Origin of the sequence: Pseudomonas sp. GV071 (assembly GCF_003050835.1) — a bacterium.
Classification (GTDB): Bacteria; Pseudomonadota; Gammaproteobacteria; order Pseudomonadales; family Pseudomonadaceae; genus Aquipseudomonas.
The window spans coordinates 856,760-872,744 of the sequence record NZ_QAOJ01000001.1 but is presented as its reverse complement, the minus strand read 5'-3'; the positions used below and the strand labels follow the sequence as shown (position 1 = coordinate 872,744).

Genomic DNA, 15,985 nt, shown 5'->3' with positions numbered 1-15,985 from the left:
CTATGCCTGTAAATCATGTTTTATCCGAGCGTATTGAATTAACCCCTGAACCTGTGGGCAAGGTGTTCATGCTGGCTTACTTCGTGGCCTTTGTTTTTATTTGGGCAACGTCTCTGCCTCCGACCTTCATCAGCTTGGCGTTGAAGATCCAAGATCTCGTTGGCATGCAGCGCGCTACCGATGTACTCGGGTTGGTACTGGCCTGCGGGGCGCTTGTTGCGATGCTGGCAGGTCCAATCATTGGCAAGCTAAGTGATGCCACCAGCCTGTCATTGGGACGCCGTCGCCCCTGGATGATCGCCGGCGCTTTTATCTCAATCGGCGCAGCGTTTTTCTGTGGCACAGCCCAAAGCGTGGTTGCTTTACTGATTGGCTACTGCCTGTTTCAAGTCGGGCTCAACGCAGTGGTCGCCGGACTTGGTGCGGTTTTGCTAGACCGCATTCCCGCTGAACAACAAACCCGAATCTCCGGTCTGCTGGCCATCAGCATTCCCGTCGGGATGGTGATTGGCGCATTTCTGGTCGATTTTATTTCCCATAACTTCATCGCTGTCTTTGTTCTGCCAACCATACTCATGGCGGTGGCGGTGCTCTATTTCTGCGTCATTTTTGATGAGATTCAGTTGGCAGCCACGGCGCCTTTGGTGACGCAAGAATCCAGCGCCCGGCAGCCAGGCAATGCTCTTGCGTGGCCCACCCTGAACTTTACGGTGCTCATGTCCGGTCGTTTTCTAATGGGCGCGGCATTGTCTGTTCTCACCACTTACCAAACGTTTTTTCTCGCGAAGAACCTGGGGGTTTCCCCTGAAAAGGTTCCTCAGCACGTGGCCATTACCATGCTCATCTTTGCCATCGCCACAGTACTGGCCGGTATCTGGGTGACCTTCGCCGAGCACGCCAAAACGCACAAAAGACAGTATTCGGCAGGCGCGTCTTTTTTTGCCGGCATCGTATTTCTGTTGATGGGGGCGGCACCTAGCTTTGCGCTGTTCCTCGGCTTTGTGGTGCTGAGCGGCTTTGCTTGGGGCCTCTATTCCTCGGTAGAAAACGCCGTGGTGGCAGCCGTACTTACCAGCCGCGATAACTCCGCCAGAGACCTCGGCATTTACCGCGCCGCTGCCATCCTCCCTCAGATGATTGTTCCGTTGCTTGGGGCCGTCGCGCTGGGTGTCCTGAATGCCAACTACTCGACGCTGTTCGTGGCAGCGGGCCTATTTGCGTTCCTCTCCGGGCTTTTCATGCTGAAGGTCAAGCTGGCTTAACTTCTTTCGTAACACGAGAAAATAACAATGAAAATTCGCTCTCATGACCTGTTCAAAACAGTGGCCATCGTTGCCCTTATTTGCAGTTGCAACGGACTGGCATTAGCCGGTGACACCTGCCCGCAAACTGTCGACCCAGCACAGTTCAGCTCCGCTGAGCAGCTGCGCGAGCTGACCAAAACCGTTGCCGGCTTTGGCTTGCGCAGCACGGGCAGTGCGGCCCACGAAAACAATATTTCCTGGATCGCCAGCGAGTTTTCGAAGCTGCCTGGCTTCACCACCAAAGAAGATTACATCGAGATCCAGCGCTGGCAGCCGACCCCGCTTGCCGACGACGGTGTGGGTCGAAGCCTGGAGAAAGCTGGTCACGTGACACTGGTCCGGGCTGATGGAGGCACCGAGGAAATCAAAGTTGCCGGTGCCGTACCGTATTCGCTGCCCACCAATGGCCAGCGCTCGACCGGTGAACTGGTTTATTTCAAAGACCCCAACGACATCAACAAGGACACCGCCAAAGGCAAAGTCGTCATTATCGATGTACCCGAAACAGGACTGCCATATGCCGGCCTGCTAGCGCTATCGCGCTACTTCACGGATGACCTGTGGTCCGAGTCTTTTTCCTCCTACAACCGTCCCTTCATGTGGTCTGATGCGAAGCTGGCAAAAGTACTGACTGATGCCGGCATCGCGGGTGCCGCCGGAGTAATCGTGGCTTTCGACGTGCCACGCGCGCAGGTGGCGGGCTACTTCGATCCGCACCGTGGCACACACTTCACCGTACCTGCTGCGTACGTTGGTATAGACGAAGCTTTGGTGCTCAAAGCGCAGGCCGAACAGCGTGGAAAAGCCAGCATCGGCGTTGACGCCGTCCGTGATACAGCCCGTACCCGCAACTTGATCGCCACGCTGCCTGGGTTGAGCAAAGAGAAGATTATTTTTAACGCGAACACCGACGGTAATACTTGGGTTCAGGAAAATGCCAATGCCGGCCTCATGGCAGTTGCGGACTACTTTTCTCGCTTGCCACTAGCCTGTCGCCCGCGAACGTTGGAGTTCGCTTTTGGCTCGGCGCATTTGCATATTTCGCGCGAAGGCACAGCCAAATATGCGGCAGAGGTCAACCGCGACTACGACAAGGGCGAAGCCGTCTTCGCGTTTGCTGTTGAGCACTTGGGCACGCGAGAAATTGTGCCGGTTGAGCGTACTGACGGCCCCGGACGCGAGTTGCAACTGACAGGTAAAGGCGAGGTAATGGCTTGGTTCACCGGTCCAAGCGAAGCCCTTAAATCAGCCAGCGTTAAAGCCATCAAAAAACATAATTTGGACAGGGTTGCTGTGCTTCGCGGCCAAGACAATCCGAACCCAATGCGCTCGCCGACCTTTTGCTCGTTTGGCGGTATTGGCAGCTATTTCCACGGCAACCTGATCCCGACTATTGCGATTATTTCGGGGCCCTGGTCGCTATGGGCACCTTCGTTTGGCGAGCAAGCAGTCGACTTTGACCGCATGCGAAACCAACTCATGGCTGTGACCGACACGACCCTGGAGTTAGCCGGAAAACCTGCCAGCGAGATCGCCGGAGACTACACCGCGGAGCGGAAACGACGTGCCGAAGGTGCAGAAACCTGCGAGTTCGAAAATCCACCGGAGCAGGCGCCTAGCGCCGAGTGAACCGTGCAAGGAAAGGGTGCGATTTAGGAGATGAAAGCATGAACGAAATTAACGACATTCTGGTGGTGCTGGATTCACGGTTGCCGCACAGCTTGGCCATACAGCACGCCAAGCTCATTGCCAACATCACCAAGTCGCACCTCCACCTTTTGATCTGCTCGGGCAAAGAAGAAGCAGGCGACTATCTAAAAAAATGTCGCGACGAACTCTTTAACGAGGGCTACATCGTCAGTTCGCAGCAGATTTCTTTGGATAAGCCGCATAAGGATGTGATCGCCGTCCAGCGGACTCGCAATTGCCAGATGGTCATCAAACAGCATGTCCCGGAAAGCGCCCTACGGCGGGCGATCATTACGCCTGATGACTGGCAGTTGCTGCGCAATTGCCCCGTTCCGGTATTAATGGTCAAAACTAGGACCGCATGGCGTGGCGGTTCGATATTGGCCGCCGTGGACGTCGGAAATAGCGATGGTGAGCACCGTGCGCTGAACACCGGGATATTAAGTGCCGTCCGTGATATCGCGGCTTTGGCGGATTGCGGCCTGCACGTGGTGTGCGCGTATCCATCACCAATGCTTGGTTCTGCTGATCCAGTCTTCCAGCTGAAAGAGACCATCGAACACCGCTACAAAAACCGACTCGTGGAGTTACAGCACGCGTTTGTGATTGGTGATGAGCATGTTCACCTGGAGCAAGGACCTGCTGAGGTCATCATTCCGTTCGTGGCCAACAAATTGAAGGTCGGCTTGACCGTCATTGGCAGTGTGGGTCGAACAGGCCTTTCCGCCTCGCTATTTGGCAATACGGCAGAGAAGGTCTTGGACACGCTTGAGTGCGATGTACTGGTTATCAAGCCGGAAGATGTTTTCCGAGAAATGCCTGACAAAGTGAAACACCTTGTCGGCCAATAAGTATTCAGAGCTGCTGAGCATAACAACGCACTTGTTGCGCCGATGTTGCCTGATGACAGCCGCAATATTCTGCATCCGAGCAGGCCCACTGCTGTTTCGTAAAGACTGTCACTACCGATATTCCGCCATCTCCCGGCGGCGGCAACTCATTGTGTTGATCAATTACCAAGGAAACTACTTAAGTCATTGGTGAATTTGACTGGATTCTTAAACATCAAGAAATGATCCCCTTGCTCAGCCTTGCCATAGACGTAAAGCGCCGAGCCTGGAATGACCGAATGCGCCCAACGTTGGCTGGGCAGGTTGGCGCTGTACTCCCCTGAGAAGATGGCCACCGGCATGGTGGCTTTGTGTCGCAACACATCGCGCCAGTCATTGGACGCATGGTCGTAGAGCACACGCACCATCGCGGCCGGATCGTTTTTTACCACCGCTGCGGCGAAGCCCTCGGAGTTGGCAAAGTACGGCGAGTCTCGCAGCATCGCGCGTTCGGCAAAGTTGGTGGTTTGTGGGTCCGGGTTTTCCGAAACGGGTGCTTTGAGCGCGGCGATCAGAACGTCTGGAGAGGGCACCATAGCGCCAGCGTCTAGCCGCTCCTGCTCGGACCAATTGGCGTGGGCGACAATCGAAATAGGCTCATCGACAAATACCGCTTTGCGTATGCCTTCGCTGCCAAACAGATCGATGTAGCTCCACAGCACGGATGCGCCCATGGACCAGCCACAGTAGTTGGCGGACGTGATGCCCAGGTGCTCGTTCAGCTGTTTCAAGTCCATGGCGTAGCGAGCGATGCGACTGCCGTACTCAACCTTATCCGACAGGCCTTGATTGCGTGGGTCGAGCACGATCACCCGGTAGTGTTTCGCCAGCAGGTACATCACGTTGACGTACTCGGCGCCATTGGCGGACCAACCTGGAATGAACACGATCGGCTGGCCTTTACCTGCTTCCCAATACTTAAGGGTGACGCCGTCATTGGTCTTGAATGAGTTGATCTGCAGATCGGGAAAATCGCTGAGTTTACCCGGCAGCCCTTCGAGCTGATGAGGGAACACATAGTCGTGACCGATCACAGAGAGTGCAGAAGCGGCGAACGTGAAAGGGCTGACGGCGCACAGTGAGGCGGCCAGCAACAAGGTCTTGATCGTCTTGGTCTTCATGCGTGTTCTCAGGTCTGTTCGGCAATAGGGCAGGGAGGCTATTTAAGACTTGAAAGCCAGGCGGATAAATCGTCAAACTGCCTCAATATTACAAACAGAGCGTTTCTAATGGACCGTCTGACCAGTTTGCAGGCCTTTGTAAAAGCGGTGGACCTGGGGTCGTTTAGTGCCGCGGCCGAGACGATGAAAATGTCGTCACAGTTGGTGGGCAAACATGTGCATGCCCTGGAGCAACGCTTGGGTGTGCGGCTGCTCAACCGCACGACGCGGCGGCAAAGCCTCACCGATTTTGGTCGCTCGTTTTATGAGCGGGCCAAGCACATCGTTACCGAAGTCGAATTGGCAGAAAACCTTGCTGCCCATGAACAGGCGTTGCCCAGCGGGCGCTTGCGGATCAATGCGCCGGTGAGCTTTGGCATGAACAGTCTGGCGCCGGTATTGCCAAGGTTTATGCAGCAATTTCCGGAAGTGGAAGTTGAGCTGAATTTGTCCAACCGTTCGGTGGACCTGATTGATGAGGGCTACGACGTTATCTTTCGGGTTGGCCAGTTGGCCGACAGTGGGCTGATTGCCCGGGCCCTGGCGCCTTACAAACTGGTGTTGTGTGCGGCTCCGTCCTATCTGCAGGGCAAACCGGCGCCGAAGACACCTTGGGATCTGAAAGACCATGATTGCCTGGGCTTTGCTCACACTGAACTGCGTACTCAGTGGACCTTTACAGGCCCCGACGGGCGCATTGTGGTGCCCGTCACCAGCCGGTTGATGGTCGACCACGGCGAACCGCTGTTGTGTGCCGCGTTGGCTGGGCTGGGGTTGTTGTTGCAACCACTGGAGCTGGTCCGAGAGGCATTGCAGGCGGGTGAGTTGGTGACGCTATTGGACGACTATCCTGTGCCCACTCGACCTTTTCATGTGCTGTACGCGCCGGACCGGCGGATGACGCCGAAGCTGAAAAGCTTTCTGGATTTTGCCCTTGCCGAGTTTGGTGAAAACCCGGCAACGGCCAACTAGCGAGCGCTTAGTTGCGCAACGAACGCTTCAGAGCAAACGCGCCGTCATCCAGCAAAGCCAAGGCCAGTGCGGTCAGCGACAGAAACACTGGATATTCCCAGCCGCCATTCGGGTTGGTGAAGCTCCAGCCATTACCGAAGTGCACGGTGGCGGCAACAAACAATTGCACGGTGGCAATCGCGGCTACCCAGCGGGCAAACACGCCCAGGATCAGAAACAGGCCGCCAACCACTTCGAAAGCAATTACCGGGTAGGCAAGAAAGCCTGGAAAGCCGATGGACTCAAAAAAGCCAGCAGTGCCTGCCGGGGTGAACACCAGCAGCTTGGTCAGGCCGTGGGCGAGAAACATGACGCCGAGGATCAAACGCAGGATCAGTGCAGCGTAAGGTACGGAACGAGAAGGGGTGGTCATGGCTAGCTTTCCTATTTTTGTGGGGAGTAGGGGCCAGCGCCACAGCTTATTGGCCATGGCACCGGCTGGTGTTGAAGGGGGATTAACGCGACAGCCAGGCCGGCGCGATTTGCGTGCCCAGGCCGGCGCCGTAGCCGAGGTAGATGTTGAAACCAGCCACCGCTTCCAGATAACGCGCGTTCACAAGGCCGCCGGCATCTACGGTTTTCCAGCCCAGACTTTGGGCGAGCGATACGGCGGTTTGTTTGGCCCGTGCGCTATCGCTGGCCAGGAACACGCTGCCTTGTTGGTCGTTGGCGAAGGTCGGGCCGCTGGCCAGTACCTGGGCGAACAGGGTGTTGAAGCCTTTCACCAGCTCTACGCCTGGCAATGCCTTGGCGATTTCCTCCGCAGCACTGGTGCTGTGGCCGATGGTGAGGCCCATGTAGTCAGCGGTCAGCGGGTTGGTGATATCGATCACCACTTTGCCTTCCAGGTTGCCCAGGCTCTGCAGAGCGGTTACCGCGTCCTGGTAAGCGGTGGCGACGATCACGACTTCGTTCTGGCCCAGGGCCTGGTCAGCGGCGAATGCTTCGACATTCTGATGCTGGGCGGCGACGGTGCGCGCCTTTTCCAGATCACGGCCGGTGATACGTACTTGGTGGCCTGCCTGGGACAACTGTTGAGCGAAAGCCGAGCCCATGTTGCCGGTACCGATAAGGGTAATGTTCATGTCTTGTGCCTCGTGGTGTGTGTTTGATGGGGCCCAGTTTAAAGATTCGATTTACGAGATAAAGCTGCTTTAATGTGACTTATAGTTCCGATAAGTGAGGCAATGATGGATCGTGCGTTGGAGATGCAGGTGTTTTGCGCAGTGGTCGACAAGGGCAGTTTTATCGGCGCAGTCGATGCGCTGGAAATGTCCAAAGCCGCTGTTTCCAGGCACGTAAACGCCCTGGAGGAACGCTTGGGCGTGCGCCTGTTGCAGCGCACCACGCGGCGCTTGTCGTTGACGGAAGAGGGACGGGTTTTCTACCAACAGGCTAGGGAAGTACTGGCCTTGATGGGGGAGGCGGAAAGCGCAGTTTCCTCTGGCAATCACGAACCTTCCGGTGTGCTGCGAGTGAACGCCCCCGTCAGTTTTGGCGTGTTGCACCTGGCACCGCTGTGGGCGGCCTTTTTGAATCAGCACCCGAAGATCGAGCTGGATATCAGTCTGAATGATCGGCAAGTGGATTTGGTGGAGGAGGGCTATGACGTCGCGGTGCGTATTGCGCGGATGGAAAGTTCTTCACTGGTGGGGCGCCGCTTTGCCAGCACGCAGATGCGCCTGTGTGCCTCGCCGAGCTATATCAACACCCACGCGCCAGTGACCGTGCCGCAGGACCTGACTGAGCACCGGGTAATTGCCTACAGCAACTTTTCCAGCGGCAACGAGTGGAGCTTCACCGGCCCGGATGGCGAGCATAAGGTGCTCACACGCTCGGTTATCCGCTGCAATAACGGCGACACCTGCCGCTCCATTGCGCTGAGCGCAGGCGGCATTTTGCTGCAGCCAAGTTTTATGGTCAGCGAAGATATTCGGCGGGGGGATTTGGTGGAGTTGCTACCGGCGTATCGCTCGGTTGAGCTGGGGATATACGCGGTGTATCCAACCCGTAAACACCTGGCATCGAAGGTACGGGCGTTTATCAATTTTCTGGTCGAGCAGTTTGAACAGGTCGACTGGGAGTCGGGCTATCCGACACCAAAGAGCAAAGCCCGGGCTGCCAAGAAGAAATAACGCTTCCGACAGCCCACTGGCGATTACCGCTTAGGTCTTCTTCGGGTCTTCGCCGTACAGCTTGCCGGCACCGGCCCAATCCGATGGGGCTACATCTTCGAAAATGACGTAGATGTAGCTGGCGTCGGTACCGGTGTTCTTCACGATGCTTTGGGTGATTTCAGCAGCGACGGCTTCTTTCGCAGCGTGGTCTTTCCCTTCGAACCAACTGACTCGTACAACAGGCATGGAGTAATCCTCTATTCAAGTGGGTAGCGCGTGCTCTGCCGCGTGATGCGGCTGGGCAGTGACGAAAGAATAGGAGAGATCCAGAAGGCGATAAACACGCTGAAAATCGCCGGTATGTAGCTAATTTGTCGTCAATCACCGAATGGGGTAGGGGCCGTCGCCGAACCCTGCCCCCGGGCATCTTTACAGCGGAACGGTCAGCTTCAGCCAGTACGCGTCCCCTTCAGCACGATTGCGTACGGCTTGCTCTTGCTGCCACTTGGCAGTGACAAACCAGCCGCTGTTGTCGCTGTACTTGATCGACGGGCCGATGGCGAAGGCGCGGCCTTTGTTGTCGTCCACGGTGTCGCCGTTCTGGTTGTCATCGGTGACCTGGCGGTAGATATAGCCGCCAACCCCAACGACCCAGCCGTTACCAAATCCCCAGCCCGCTGAGTAGTCGGCATGGGCTTCCTGACCTGAGCGGTAGTCGGTATCCGGGTTGCGGGCGTTGAAGTCGTACATCAGCTTCACGTCCAGGTTAAGGCCGTCCGGGTCGACATAGGACAGCGCCACAATCGGCTGCACCGCCCAGTAATTGCGGCCGATATTGGCCAGGTCGTCGCGGTCATAGCGCCCGGTGGGGGCGAAAATGTCCACGGCGTAAATAGCGTGCAGTTTGTCGCTGTAGTGGTAGCCAAGGGCTGGGCCAAAAATGATGTCGCCCATGCCTTTGCGGCGTTGATGCTGGTCGTTTACTTCAACCTTCAAATCCACCAAGGGCACATTGAGGTGAAAGGCCAAGTCGCCGTCCAACACCTTTTGCTCGGTTACCCAAATCAACCGTGGCGCGACCACGGCAGCGTCCAGGTCGAAGTGCGCGACGGCATCGTGGCCGCTGTTGTCACGCAGGTTGTCAGCGCTGTAACGCTCGGCGAACACCTGGGCATAGAAGCCGGGCGGTGGCATGGCGCCGGTCATGTAGTTTTCCGCACCCATCGGGTACGAAGAGCCGCCGCCTTCGGTGGCCTGGGCTACAGGCAGCACGAGAACGGCAACGGAGCCTGCGAGCAGGCGAAACAGGGGGGAGTACGGAGCACGCATTACAGAAGGACGAATGTTCATAGACACCACGTTGTTGTTGTAGTTGGTGACGTTGTAAATCGCCGGCGCTTAACCGGCGCACGGGAGCACGCAGGTGTGAGCCCGGTCGGCAAAACTCCGAACGGGCTCGCTGCTTTAGAACGGGTAAGGCTGGTTGGAAGGCTCTACCGTGACCCACTTGACCTCGGTGAACTCCTCGATCACAGCACTGCCGTCAAAGCGGCCGTAGCCACTTTTCTTCATGCCGCCGTAGGGCGCCTGAGGCTCGTTTTGCACGGTCGCGCCATTGATATGCACGCAGCCAGCGTCCAGGCGCGCAGCCAGTTGCAGCGCCTTGGTGACGTCTGCGCTGAAGATCGACGACGACAGGCCATAGGCCGTGTCATTGGCCACCGCCAGCGCTTCTTCGGCACCTTTCACGCGCACGATGGTGGTCACCGGGCCAAAGGTTTCTTCGTCGTAAATAGCCATGCTGCGCGTCACGCGATCGACAAGAGTGGGCGCCATCAGTGCGCTCTCGGCCAACCCGCCAGCCACAACCTTGGCGCCTTTACCCATGGCATCGTCGAGCAGTTGGTTAATCCGCTGCACCGAGCCTTGCCCGATCATTGGGCCGATCACGCAGGCGGGCGATTCGCTCGGTAGGTTGGTTTCCAACGCCGCCACACGCTTGGCGAATCGGGCTACAAAGTCATCCGCCACACGCTCATCGACCACAAAGCGCTCGGTCGACATGCAGATCTGCCCCTGATAGAGAAACGCGCCGAATACAGCCGCATTCACAGCGCCGTCGATATCGGCATCGTCCAGCACGATAAAGGGTGCCTTGCCGCCAAGTTCCAGCAGGCAACGTTTGAGGTGGCTGGCACAGGTCTGCGCGATCATCCGCCCGACCTTGGTGGAGCCGGTAAAGTTGACCCGGCGCACGCTGTCATGGGCTACCAGCGCTTCGGTCACGGCCGCGGCATCGGCCGGCGCGCTGATCAGGAAGTTCAACACACCAGGCGGCAGACCGGCTTCATAGAAGGCTTCGGCCAACAGGGCGTGGGTACGCGGGCTGTTTTCCGAGCCTTTGAAAATCACGGTATTGCCGCAGGCCAATGGGTAGGCAATCGCACGGGCGCCAAGAATCACTGGGCCGTTCCACGGCACGATACTGAGCACGGTACCGACCGGTTGGCGCAAGGTCATCGAGAGCGCGCCCGGCTTGTCAGTCGGGATGGTTTCACCCTTGATCTGCGTGGTCATGGCCGCTGCCTCACGCAGCAGACCAGCGGAGGCGCCGACGTTGAATTGCGCCCACAGCTGCGAAGCGCCGATTTCTTCGGCCATTACGCTGCAGAACTCCGCCATTTTTGACTCGAGCACGTCAGCGGCGGCCAGCAGAATACGCCGGCGCTCGGTCGGGCCGGTCAACGACCAGGTGCGAAACGCCTGTGCCGACGACTCAGCGGCTTGCAGCGCATCTTCTACGGTGCACGCCGCGCCCACGCTAACGGCCTTGCCGCTGACGGGGTCAATGCGGTGAAAGGTTTTGCCATCGGAAGCATCACGCTTGCGATTGTCGATGGTGATTTGAACGGTCATCAAAGGTTCCTCGTGTGGAAACGGGTGCTCAGGCTTGAGTCGCAGGCATACGCAGGATCGGCTTGATCGTGATGCCGCTTTCGCTATCGGCCATGGCCTGATTGATTTCGTCGAACTGATAGAAATGGCAGAGCTTGTCGAAGGGGAAGCGACCCTGCAGGTAGAGGTCGACGAGCTTGGGAATAAACGCGTTGGCCACGACGTCGCCCTGGACGATGCCCATGATGCGTTTGCCCGGAATCATCACGTCGTTGATGTTGAACGACACTTCGGTGCCCATCTTGGTTGCGCCGACGATGCCGCAGGTGCCAAGGATGGTGATGGAGTCGATCGCCTGACGCAGCACTTCGGCACGCCCGGAGCATTCGAGGCTGTAGTTGGCACCTCCACCCGTAATAGCGAGAACGCGCTGCACCGGATCTTCTTCGCGGCTGTTAATGACGTGAGTGGCGCCGAGTTTGAGCGCTAGCTCCAAACGGCTAGGCGTGACGTCCACGGCGATAATGGTGGTAGCGCCTGCGACCCGCGCAGCCATCACTGCGGCCAGGCCCACTGCGCCGGCACCAAAGGCGACGAAGCTCGAGCCGGCCTCAACCTTGAGGGCGTTCAGCACCGAGCCAGCACCCGTCTGAATGCCGCAACCCAATGGGCCGAGCAACTCCAGCGGAGCGTCTTTCGATACCTTCACCACATTGCGTTCGTTGGCCATGGCGTAGGTGGAAAACGACGACTGCCCGAAAAAGTGATCATGAATCGGATGTTCGTCGCCACAGCTGCAACTCGATGTACTGCCGTCAATTCGACCGCCGCCGAAATTCAGCGGATGCATGTGGGAACAGTGGGCCGGATGCCCAGTTTCGCAGGGCAGGCACAGTCCGCACGACATGTAGGTCATCACTACGTGGTCGCCCGGTGCGACTGTGGTCACCGCCGAACCGACGGCCTCGATTACGCCGGAGCCCTCGTGGCCGAGGATGATCGGTAGCGGCGTGGGGAACAGTTGATCACGCACCACCATATCGGTGTGGCACACACCGGTGGCCACGACGCGCACACGAACTTCGTTGGGGGCAGGAGCGCCTAAGGTGGCGTTTTCAATCTGCAGTGCGGCGCCGGCTTCACGGAGAACAGCGACTTTGATCTGCAGCGGTTGAGCATTGGGCTGGGACATTGTTGTTCCTCAGGTAATGGACTCTTGAACGTTGAAAGGGGGGGCGGCGTTATGCCTGCAGCGCGCGAGGGCGCTGGCTGCGCTGAGTGGCTTGCTCGCTGTGCGCGGGGCGCAGTTGGAAGTCGAACGTCATCTCAGCAAAACGGCCGTCGACATTGCGTTTGGCGCTCTGGGCGCTGTCCTCGACAAAGCGCACTTCGCCGATCAGACCGTCGCGGGTGGCGTAGGCGAAGTCGTCCCACAGGTGGTCGTCGTTGGAGAGGTTGATCTGCGTGGTCAGGTGTTCGAAACCTGGAGCGGAGATAAAGAAGTGCACGTGCGATGGGCGCTGACCATGGCGTCCGAGTTGGTTCAGGCACGCCTGGGTCGGACCGGCCGGATCACAGCCGTAGCCGGACGGCACGATGCTGCGTGCGCGGTAGCGGCCATCTGCATCGGTGACAATGCGCCGGCGCAGGTTGTAATCCGATTGGCTCTTGTCGAAGTAGGAGTAGTTGCCCTTGGTGTCGGCTTGCCAGAGGTCGACGATGGCGCCTGCAATGGGCTTGCCGTGCAGATCGACCACGCGGCCATCGAGAAACATCACCGTGGCTACGCCATCTTCACTGCCGTCATCCATCCGCGCTTCGCCCTGGGAGAGCGGGGCGCCAGCCACGTACAGCGGACCTTCGATGGTACGTGGTGTGCCACCAGAAATACCGGCCGCCTCGTCACGGGCATCCGCCAGTAGATCAATGAAATGCTCGATGCCAAGACCGGCGACCAACAGGCCGGCTTCGTTACTGGCGCCCAGGCGATTCAGGTAGCTGACGCCGGCCCAGAACTCATCGTCGGTGATCTGAAGGTCTTCGATGATGCGCGCAGTTTCCTGCAGGATGCGCAGCATGATGGCTTTGCTGCGGTCGGAGCCACCGGTATTTTCCAGGCCAGCGGCCTCGCGAAAGAACCGCTGGATTTCAGGTTGTTGGCTGATACGAATGGTCATGGCAAAGCACCTTTTGTTTTTGTCTGTAGTGGTTAAAAGGCAGGGACACGGCAGCCCTGCTGTAGCAGTGCGAATAAAACGGGCAGGGCAGTTACCAGCCCAGTTGCGAGCGGGCAGTCTTGAGGTCGGCGTGCATGTCGTGGTTCCACAGCCAGTCGAAGCGCGAAGCCAGGGTTTGACCCAGCAGCGGTTCGTTGTCAGCGACCATGGGGTCACGCAGTTCGTAGAGTTCCCCGGCTTCCCAGGAGGTGCGTTGCACGCGGCAGGCACGGGGGCGGCGGATAGCGTCATAGGCGTTGAGCACGGCGGCAGGCGAAGCGCTAAGCACTTGTCGGTCACTGAGCAGGCGTGCGAGCAACCAGGCGTCTTCAAGACCTTGGCCGGCGCCAGCGCCCTGGTGCGGCAACATGGCGTGGGCGGCATCGCCAATCAGCGCTACGTGGCCATGCACGTAGCCGGGAAGTTCTTCGAGGTCGTGTAGCGCCCACAGGGTTGGGTTGGGGATGGACTCCAGCAGCACACGCGCGGCGTCGCCCCAGTCGGCAAACGCGTCGAGCATTTCTGCCTGCGAGGTATTGCGCACCCAGGGTGCATCGCTCGGCCAGACCGGTGTGCCGTGACTGCGATCGGAAACGAAGGCAACCACGTTGATCAGGCGCCCCTGTTTGACCGGGAAGGTAAGGATGTGGGCGTCGAGGCCCAGGTACATCTGTGGCACGTTGACCAGGTGTTCATCCAGGCCGCGCTCACGATAGGCGGCGCGCAATTGCTGGCTGTCGATCATGCCGCGGTAAGCGAGGGTGCCGCTGAAACGAGGCGCTGCCAGTGGCTGGCCGAGGCCCTGTAGCACGTGGTCGCGAATGGAGGATTTGATACCGTCAGCGGCAATCAGAATGTCGCATTGATAATGGCTGCCGTCGGCGAAGAACACCTCGGCCTGGTCGCCGCTCTGTTCGACGCGAACGGCCCGTTTGCCGAACTGGGCAATGCCTTCGGGCAACTGGTTGGCCAGCACGTCGAGGAAGTCGGCACGGTGTACCGAAGATTGGCCAACGCCTTGGGCGACGCTGGCGCCAAGGTAGCTGGCGTCCTCACCTTTGCGCCACTCGAACCAGATATCTTGCCAAGGCTCGGGCGTGCGGTCGGCTACCCGCTGATACGGCTCGCCGATACCCAAGCCGCTGATGGCTTGAACCGCATTGGCGCCGAAAGAAACACCGGCACCTACTTCACCGAACGCCGGGGCAGCTTCGAAGAGCTGAACCTTGAGGTGGGCATGCCGGCAAAGGTCTAGAGCCAGTGCAACGCCGGCGATACCGCCACCGACAATGCCAATTCGCAAAGCAGAAGAAGACAGGTGCATAGCAAGGTACTCATGGTTTTATTTTTTTAAAGTGCCGGCAATATCTGGCCCGTTCGCAGGCCGCGTAAATACCGCAAAGCCCATGTTGACTATGTCGGTTGTGAATATTGGTAGGGGCACAAGGGAGGTGGTTTCTGATTGCGCAGGCTGTCTACAACGAGCTATCGAGCGATGTCGGTTGCCCGTTGCAGCGGAGTGATTCGGTACCTTTACTGAGGTGTTTGAGCGCTCGATTCTGAGAACAGGTCGAACATCAATTGCCGTATCCAGCGATTGGCCGGGTCTTTGTTGAACTTGGCGTGCCAGAACAGATTGATGGCTATTTCAGGCAGCGGCATAGGCGGTGGCAGTTGCACCAGGTCGAAGGGTTTTGCGCAGCTAGAGGCAAAACGTTCGGGGACGGTGGCGATCAGGTTGGTCTGCTGCAGGATATGACCCACGGCCACGAAATGCGGTACTTCCAGGCGGATATTGCGCTGGGCGCCGGAGCGTTGAATAAACGCGTCGGCTTCGCCGTGCCCGGTATTGGCAGCAACGACACGGACATGTTCGTAGCTTGAAAAAGCCTCTAGGGTGAAAGGCCGCTTGGTCGCAGGGTGATTACGCCGGCACAGGCACACATAGTGGTGGTGAAACAGACGGCGTTGAAAAAAACCCGCTTGCAGGTTGGGCAGCAGGCCGACCGCTACGTCCACTGCGCCGCTCTGTAGCTTTTCCGCCAACGTCTCCGTGCTGCTACGCACCGTACTCACCAGGCAATGGGGCGCGAGGCGGGCGAGGGCATTCATCAACTTCGGCATGAAATACATCTCGCCGATATCGGTCATGGCCAGGGTAAAGGTGCGTTTGGCTGAGAGTGGCTCGAACTGCTCTTCGTGTTTGAAGGCTTCGCGCAACGTCTCAATGGCCAGGGCGACCGAGTCGGCTAGCTGCAGGGCATACGGCGTCGGCTCCATACCTTGATGGGTACGCACGAACAATTCGTCATTCAAGGCTTTGCGCAGACGTTTCAGCGCATTGCTGGTGGCGGGTTGAGTAAGGCCAAGATTGTCGGCAGCCGTCGATACACGGCGGTCGATCAGCAGTTGGTTAAAAACCAGTAAAAGATTCAGATCCAAATCGCGCAGTTGCATTGTTTAGCCTGCTGCCATTTATGTTGTCGGGGCCTGGCATTTTTTATGTGCACGTTGCTGTCAGCCGCTGAGGGAGCAGGTCTCGGACGATACCGCCAGAGGCTGCGAACGGTTAACAGCACAGCGGATTACCAGGCAGTTACGGTGTTGGGCCGGCGTGAATCAGTAGAAACCAGCATAGAGGTGCGTCGGACGGTGATAAACGAGCTAAAAATCGCTGATAGGTAGAACAAAACTCTTCTTAGG

The 15,985-nt window shown here is 58.1% G+C and carries 15 protein-coding genes; 5 read left to right on the top strand and 10 right to left on the bottom strand.

Annotated elements, in window-relative coordinates; all coding sequences use genetic code 11:
- Positions 1-2 precede the first annotated feature (2 nt).
- The 3 genes from C8K61_RS03880 to C8K61_RS03870 are packed head-to-tail and all read left to right on the top strand — an operon-like array spanning position 3 to position 3,844.
- Positions 3-1,262, top strand: a complete 1,260-nt coding sequence (locus C8K61_RS03880; protein WP_158272499.1) for an MFS transporter — start codon at positions 3-5, stop codon at positions 1,260-1,262.
- A 27-nt stretch (positions 1,263-1,289) separates the two neighbouring features.
- Positions 1,290-2,933 (top strand): hypothetical protein, encoded by a 1,644-nt coding sequence (locus C8K61_RS03875; RefSeq protein WP_108094847.1) that lies wholly within the window; start codon positions 1,290-1,292, stop codon positions 2,931-2,933.
- Between the two features lie 38 nt (positions 2,934-2,971).
- Complete coding sequence (locus tag C8K61_RS03870; protein WP_108094846.1) at positions 2,972-3,844, top strand: universal stress protein; 873 nt, start codon at positions 2,972-2,974, stop codon at positions 3,842-3,844.
- Positions 3,845-4,002: 158 nt separating this feature from the next.
- On the opposite strand, the gene C8K61_RS03865 is transcribed toward C8K61_RS03870, so the two are convergent.
- Positions 4,003-5,004: an alpha/beta fold hydrolase gene (locus C8K61_RS03865; protein ID WP_108094845.1), complete on the bottom strand. Its 1,002-nt coding sequence runs from the start codon at positions 5,002-5,004 to the stop codon at positions 4,003-4,005.
- 108 nt (positions 5,005-5,112) lie between these two features.
- Between C8K61_RS03865 and C8K61_RS03860 the strand changes: the two genes are divergently transcribed.
- Positions 5,113-6,015, top strand: a complete 903-nt coding sequence (locus C8K61_RS03860; RefSeq protein WP_108094844.1) for a LysR family transcriptional regulator — start codon at positions 5,113-5,115, stop codon at positions 6,013-6,015.
- Between the two features lie 7 nt (positions 6,016-6,022).
- Here C8K61_RS03860 and C8K61_RS03855 read toward each other — a convergent pair whose 3' ends face one another.
- Together C8K61_RS03855 and C8K61_RS03850 are read right to left on the bottom strand one after the other, a co-directional pair.
- On the bottom strand, positions 6,023-6,427 hold the full coding sequence (locus C8K61_RS03855; RefSeq protein ID WP_108094843.1) for a DoxX family protein: 405 nt from the start codon (positions 6,425-6,427) through the stop codon (positions 6,023-6,025).
- An 82-nt stretch (positions 6,428-6,509) separates the two neighbouring features.
- Complete coding sequence (locus C8K61_RS03850) at positions 6,510-7,190, bottom strand: NADPH-dependent F420 reductase (RefSeq protein WP_256589362.1); 681 nt, start codon at positions 7,188-7,190, stop codon at positions 6,510-6,512.
- A gap of 54 nt (positions 7,191-7,244) precedes the next feature.
- Between C8K61_RS03850 and C8K61_RS03845 the strand changes: the two genes are divergently transcribed.
- Positions 7,245-8,189 carry a LysR family transcriptional regulator gene (locus C8K61_RS03845; RefSeq protein WP_108094841.1) on the top strand — a complete coding sequence of 315 codons (945 nt, stop codon included), beginning with the start codon at positions 7,245-7,247 and terminating at the stop codon, positions 8,187-8,189.
- Between the two features lie 30 nt (positions 8,190-8,219).
- Here C8K61_RS03845 and C8K61_RS03840 read toward each other — a convergent pair whose 3' ends face one another.
- The 7 genes from C8K61_RS03840 to C8K61_RS03810 all read right to left on the bottom strand — a co-directional run bounded on the left by C8K61_RS03840 (position 8,220) and on the right by C8K61_RS03810 (position 15,739).
- On the bottom strand, positions 8,220-8,417 hold the full coding sequence (locus tag C8K61_RS03840; RefSeq protein ID WP_108094840.1) for a 4-oxalocrotonate tautomerase family protein: 198 nt from the start codon (positions 8,415-8,417) through the stop codon (positions 8,220-8,222).
- A gap of 183 nt (positions 8,418-8,600) precedes the next feature.
- Entirely contained in the window at positions 8,601-9,521 is a 921-nt protein-coding gene (locus C8K61_RS03835; RefSeq protein ID WP_256589355.1) for a transporter, read from the bottom strand.
- 114 nt (positions 9,522-9,635) lie between these two features.
- On the bottom strand, positions 9,636-11,087 hold the full coding sequence (locus C8K61_RS03830; protein ID WP_108094838.1) for an aldehyde dehydrogenase: 1,452 nt from the start codon (positions 11,085-11,087) through the stop codon (positions 9,636-9,638).
- Between the two features lie 28 nt (positions 11,088-11,115).
- Positions 11,116-12,258 (bottom strand): NAD(P)-dependent alcohol dehydrogenase, encoded by a 1,143-nt coding sequence (locus C8K61_RS03825; RefSeq protein ID WP_108094837.1) that lies wholly within the window; start codon positions 12,256-12,258, stop codon positions 11,116-11,118.
- Between the two features lie 49 nt (positions 12,259-12,307).
- Complete coding sequence (gene catA, locus C8K61_RS03820) at positions 12,308-13,243, bottom strand: catechol 1,2-dioxygenase (protein WP_108094836.1); 936 nt, start codon at positions 13,241-13,243, stop codon at positions 12,308-12,310.
- Positions 13,244-13,334: 91 nt separating this feature from the next.
- Positions 13,335-14,606 carry a salicylate 1-monooxygenase gene (gene salA / locus C8K61_RS03815; RefSeq protein WP_108094835.1) on the bottom strand — a complete coding sequence of 424 codons (1,272 nt, stop codon included), beginning with the start codon at positions 14,604-14,606 and terminating at the stop codon, positions 13,335-13,337.
- Between the two features lie 209 nt (positions 14,607-14,815).
- Positions 14,816-15,739: a LysR family transcriptional regulator gene (locus C8K61_RS03810; RefSeq protein ID WP_108094834.1), complete on the bottom strand. Its 924-nt coding sequence runs from the start codon at positions 15,737-15,739 to the stop codon at positions 14,816-14,818.
- Positions 15,740-15,985: the final 246 nt, after the last annotated feature.